The 4,857-nt window shown below is 74.1% G+C and carries 2 protein-coding genes; both read right to left on the bottom strand.

The genetic code is table 11. The annotated features are described in order from the left end of the window. On the bottom strand, positions 1-1,540 hold a 1,540-nt coding region (locus AB0L34_RS32865; RefSeq protein ID WP_363709459.1), incomplete at its 3' end, for a beta-ketoacyl synthase N-terminal-like domain-containing protein. A 47-nt stretch (positions 1,541-1,587) separates the two neighbouring features. Next, positions 1,588-4,857 (bottom strand): SDR family NAD(P)-dependent oxidoreductase (locus tag AB0L34_RS32860; RefSeq protein ID WP_363709457.1); only part of this gene is annotated, 3,270 nt, incomplete at its 5' end.

Raw genomic sequence — 4,857 nt, 5'->3', positions numbered from 1 at the left:
CCACATCGACGTCGCCACGCTCGCGGACGTGCGCGGCGAGCCGAGCCGCCTGACCCGCCAGCGCCGCCTTCGACCGCGCCGACACCGGCCAGACGAGGACATCGGAGTCGACCAGACCGGGGGCCGGGTCGGGCTGGGCCGTGGCCGTCTCCGGCTCGTCCGGCTGCTCGATGATGACGTGGGCGTTGGTGCCGGAGATGCCGAACGAGGAGACGGCTGCCCGGCGCACCCGGCCCGTCTCGGGCCACGGCCGCGCCTCGGTCGTCAGTTCGATGGCGCCCGCCGACCAGTCGACGTGCGGGGTCGGCTCGTCCACGTGCAGCGTCGCCGGCACGACCCCGTGCCGCATCGCCAGCACCATCTTGATCACGCTGGCCACGCCCGCGGCGGCCTGCGCGTGCCCGATGTTGGACTTCAGCGAGCCGAGGAGCAGCGGCGCGGTGTCCTCCCGGTCCTGCCCGTACGTGGCCAGCAGCGCCTGCGCCTCGATCGGGTCACCGAGCGTCGTGCCGGTGCCGTGCGCCTCCACCACGTCGACGTCGGCCGTGGACAGCCGGGCGCTCGTGAGTGCCTGGCTGATCACCCGCTGCTGGGCGGGGCCGTTCGGGGCGCTCAGGCCGTTGGAGGCGCCGTCCTGGTTCACGGCGGAGCCGCGTACCACGGCGAGGATCCGGTGGCCGTTGCGGCGGGCGTCGGACAGCCGCTCGACCAGCAGCCAGCCGACGCCCTCGGAGAACCCGGCACCGTCGGCGGAGGCGGCGAAGGACTTGCACCGGCCGTCCGGGGAGAGGGCCCGCTGCCGGCTCGACCCGACGTACAGGCCCGGGGTGGCCATCACGGTCACGCCGCCGGCCAGGGCCAGGTCACACTCCCCCGCCCGCAGCGCCTGCACCGCGAGGTGCAGGGCCACCAGGGACGAGGAGCAGGCCGTGTCGATCGACACGGCCGGCCCCTCCAGCCCGAGGGTGTACGACACGCGACCGGACGCGACGGCCGCCGCGCCCCCGGTCATCGAGTGTCCCTCGTCGCCGTCCGGCGACATCATCAGCAGTGTGGCGTAGTCCTGCCCGTTGGTGCCGACGAACACCCCGGTCCGGCTGCCGCGCAGGGAGGCCGGGTCGATGCCGGCGGCCTCGACCGCCTCCCAGGAGGTCTCCAGCAGCAGGCGCTGCTGGGGATCCATGGCGAGCGCCTCGCGGGGCGAGATGCCGAAGAAGGCGGCGTCGAAGTCCCCGGCGCCGTCGACGAACCCGCCCTCCCGGGCGTACGAGGTGCCCGGGTGGTCGGGGTCGGGGTGGTAGAGCCGCTCCAGGTTCCAGCCCCGGTCGTCGGGGAAGGGCGCCACGGCGTCCCGGCCGTCCCGCAGCAACTCCCACAGGTCGTCGGGGTTGCGCACCCCGCCGGGCAGGCGGCAGCTCATCGCCACGATCGCCACCGGCTCCAGTTCCTGGGACTGCACCTCACTGAGCCGGCGGCGGGTGTCGTGGAGATCAGCCATGACCCGCTTGAGGTAGTCGCGGAGCTTGTCTTCATTGGCCATCGGAGTGCCGCTTCCTGAGCAGGGACGAAGGGGAGCCGGAGCTGGGGTCAGGAGATGCCGAGGTCCTTGTCCACCATGGCGAACAGTTCGTCGTCGGTGGCGTCGTCGAGGTGCCGGCCGATGTCGCTGCCACCGCTCTCCTGGCCGAGCCGGGAGAGCATCGCCTGGAGGCGCACGGTGGCCCGCACCCGCGCCGCCTCGTCCCGCGCCACCACGTCGAGGCTGTCGGCGATCCGGTCGAGGTCGTCGAGCAGAGCGGTGGGGGTGACCACGTCGTCCTGGGCGACCTCGGCGAACAGGTACTCGGCCAGGGTCGTCGGCGTCGGGTAGTCGAACACCAGGGTGACGGGCAGGCCCACGCCGGTGGCCGTGCCGAGCCGGTTGCGCAGCTCGACCGCGGTGACGGAGTCGAAGCCCAGCTCCCGGAACGCCCGGTGCTCGTCCACCGACTCGGCGGACGGGTAGTTCAGCACCGCGGCGACCTGGCTGCGGACGATGGCGAGCAGCACGGCGAGCCGTTCGGCCGCGGGGAGCCCGGCGAGGTGATCCTGCAACGAGTCGGGGCTGCCGGCGGCCTCCAGGGTGGCGGTTCGCTCAGCCGTCTGCAGCCGGCGCACGTCCGGCAGGTCGCTGATCAGCGCACCGGGTCGGGTGGCGGTGAAGGCCACGGAGAACCGTTCCCAGGCGATGTCGGCGATGGTGAGGAACGCCTCACCGTGGTCCACGGCCTGGTGCAGGGCGGTGATCGCCGCCTCGGGGTCCATCTCCGGTACGCCGTGGCGGTGCAGCAGCTCACCGAACGGGCCCTCGGCCATGCCGCCGCCGGCCCAGGCGCCCCAGGCGACGGAGGTGCCGGGCAGCCCGAGGCCGCGTCGGTGCTGGGCGAGCGCGTCGAGGAACGCGTTGCTCGGCGCGTAGTTGCCGACGCCCGAGCTGGCCACGCTGCCGGCGAAGGAGGAGAACATGATGAAGGCGGACAGGTCCAGGTCCAGCGTCAGCTCGTGCAGGTTGTACGCGACGTCGACCTTGGCCTGGAGCACCCGTTCGATCTGCTCCAGCCGGATGTCGTTGATCATGGCGTCGTCGAGTACGGCGGATGCGTGCACGACCGTGGTGAGCGGGTGCTCCGCCGGGATCGCCTCGATCAGCGCGGCGAGCGCGTCCCGGTCCGAGGCGTCGCACTCGGCCACGGTGACCTGAACGCCCAGCCCGGTGATGTCGTCGACGAGTTGCTGCGCGCCGGGCGCGGCCATGCCCCGCCGGCTGACGACGACGATGTTCTGTGCGCCACAGCGGGCCAGCCACCGGGCGGCGTGCCCGCCCAACGCGCCGGTGCCGCCGGTGACCAGCGCCGTGCCGGACGGCTTCCACGGGTTGGCCGGCTGGCTGTCGCCGAGCGGGACCCGGGTGAGCCGGCGGGCCAGCAGGCCGCCGGGGCGTACCGCGATCTGGTCCTCCTCGCCGGCGGCGGTGAGGGCCGCGACGAGCAGGCCGGCGCAGTGCTCGTCCACGGCCTCGGGCAGGTCCACGAGGCCGCCCCAGCGCTGCGGGTGTTCGAGCGCGGCGACCCGACCGAAGCCCCAGACCAGCGACTGCACCGGGGAGCGCAGCAGGTCGGTCAGGCCGACCGAGGCCGCGCCGGAGGTGACGCTCCACATGGGCGCGCGCAGGCCGATGTCGCCGAGGGCCTGGAAGAGCGCGACGGTGGCCGCGAACCCGCCCGGCACGGACGGGTGCAGCGGGTGGGCCAGCTCGTCGAAGGCGAGCAGCGACACCACGCCGGCGACGTCGACCGTCCCGTCGCCCTGCCCGGGCACGGCGGCGAGCGCCTCCCGCACCAGCTTGGCGAGCAGGTCGCGGCCGGCGTCGGCGGTGGAGACCGGGACGGGAACCAGGGTCGCCCCCGCCTCCGCGAACGCCTCGACGCAGGCATCCTGCCACGGCTCCACGATGTCGCCGGTCGGCAGCACCACGATCCAGGTGCCCGCCATGCCCCGGTTGTGCACGCCGGTCAGCGGCTTCCAGGTGTCCTGGTAGCGCCAGCTGTCGATGTCGGACTGGCGGCGGCGCTTCCGCCGCCACGAGGTGAGCAGGGGCAGGGCGGGGCGCAGCGCGTCGAGGGCCTCGTCCGGGAGGGTGTCCTCCGTGGCGACGGTCTCGGCGAGCGCGGTCAGGTCCCCGCGTTCCACGGCCGCCCAGAAGCTGGCGTCGCCCGGGTCGGCCGCCCCCTGGAGCAGGCTCTCCAGGTCGGGGCCGCCGCTGCCGTCCAGCCACAACCGCTGGTGGTCGAACGCGTACGTGGGCAGCGCCGTCACGTCCGTCTCGGCGAGCACCGTCGTCAGGTCGACGGGCAGGCCGATCGCGTGCGCGGTGGCCAGGTTGGTCAGCAGCCGCGTCGGGTCGTCGTCGCCCCGACGCAGGCTGCCCAGCGTGTGCCCGGTGGTGCCGGTGTCGTCGAGGATCGCGGTGATCGGCATGGTCAGCACGGGGTGCGGGGAGATCTCCACGAACGTGCCGTGCCCGGCGCCGATCGCGACCCGCACGGCCGCGTCGAACTGGACCGTCTGCCGCAGGTTGTCGTACCAGTAGTCGGCGGTCATCGACGTCGGGTCCACCCAGTCGCCGGTCAACGTCGACACCAGACGGGTGTGACCCGGCTGCGGGGCGACGTCGGCCAGGTCGGCGCGCAACTGCTCGGCGACCTCCTGCACGGATGGCGAGTGCGACGCGTAGTCCACCGGAATCAGCCGCGCCCGCACACCGTCGGCCTGGCACGCCTCCACCAGGTCGGCCACCGGCTGCGGCGGCCCCGACACCACCACCGTCGACGGGCCGTTCACCGCCGCGACCCCGACGCCGGGGAAGCCGGCCAGCCGGGCGGCGACCGCCTCGGCGGACAGGTCCACCGACGCCATCGTCCCCGTCCCCCGCAGCACGGCGAGGGCCCGCGACCGCAACGCCACCGTCTTCGCCGCATCCTCCAGGGACAGGATCCCCGCGACACAGGCCGCACCGATCTCACCCTGCGAGTGACCGATCGCCACGTCCGGGACCACGCCGGCCGCGCGCCAGACGGCGGCCAGGGCCATGCCCACCGCCCACAGCACCGGCTGCACGACCTCGACCCGGTCCAGCCACGACTCGTCGTCCCCCGTGAGGACGGAGACGAGGTCCACGTCCAGGTACGGGGCCAGGGCCGCCTGGCACTCCGCGAGCCTGGCGTCGAACACCGGCGTGCGACCCACCAGACCGGCGGCCATCCGCGCCGACTGCGCCCCCTGACCCGGGAACACGAACACCGGACCGGCACCGGAACC

The organism is Micromonospora sp. NPDC052213 (assembly GCF_040679695.1).
Classification (GTDB): Bacteria; Actinomycetota; Actinomycetes; order Mycobacteriales; family Micromonosporaceae; genus Micromonospora.
The sequence above is the reverse complement of the archived record's forward strand: the minus strand, read 5'-3'. Positions and strand labels throughout refer to the sequence as shown.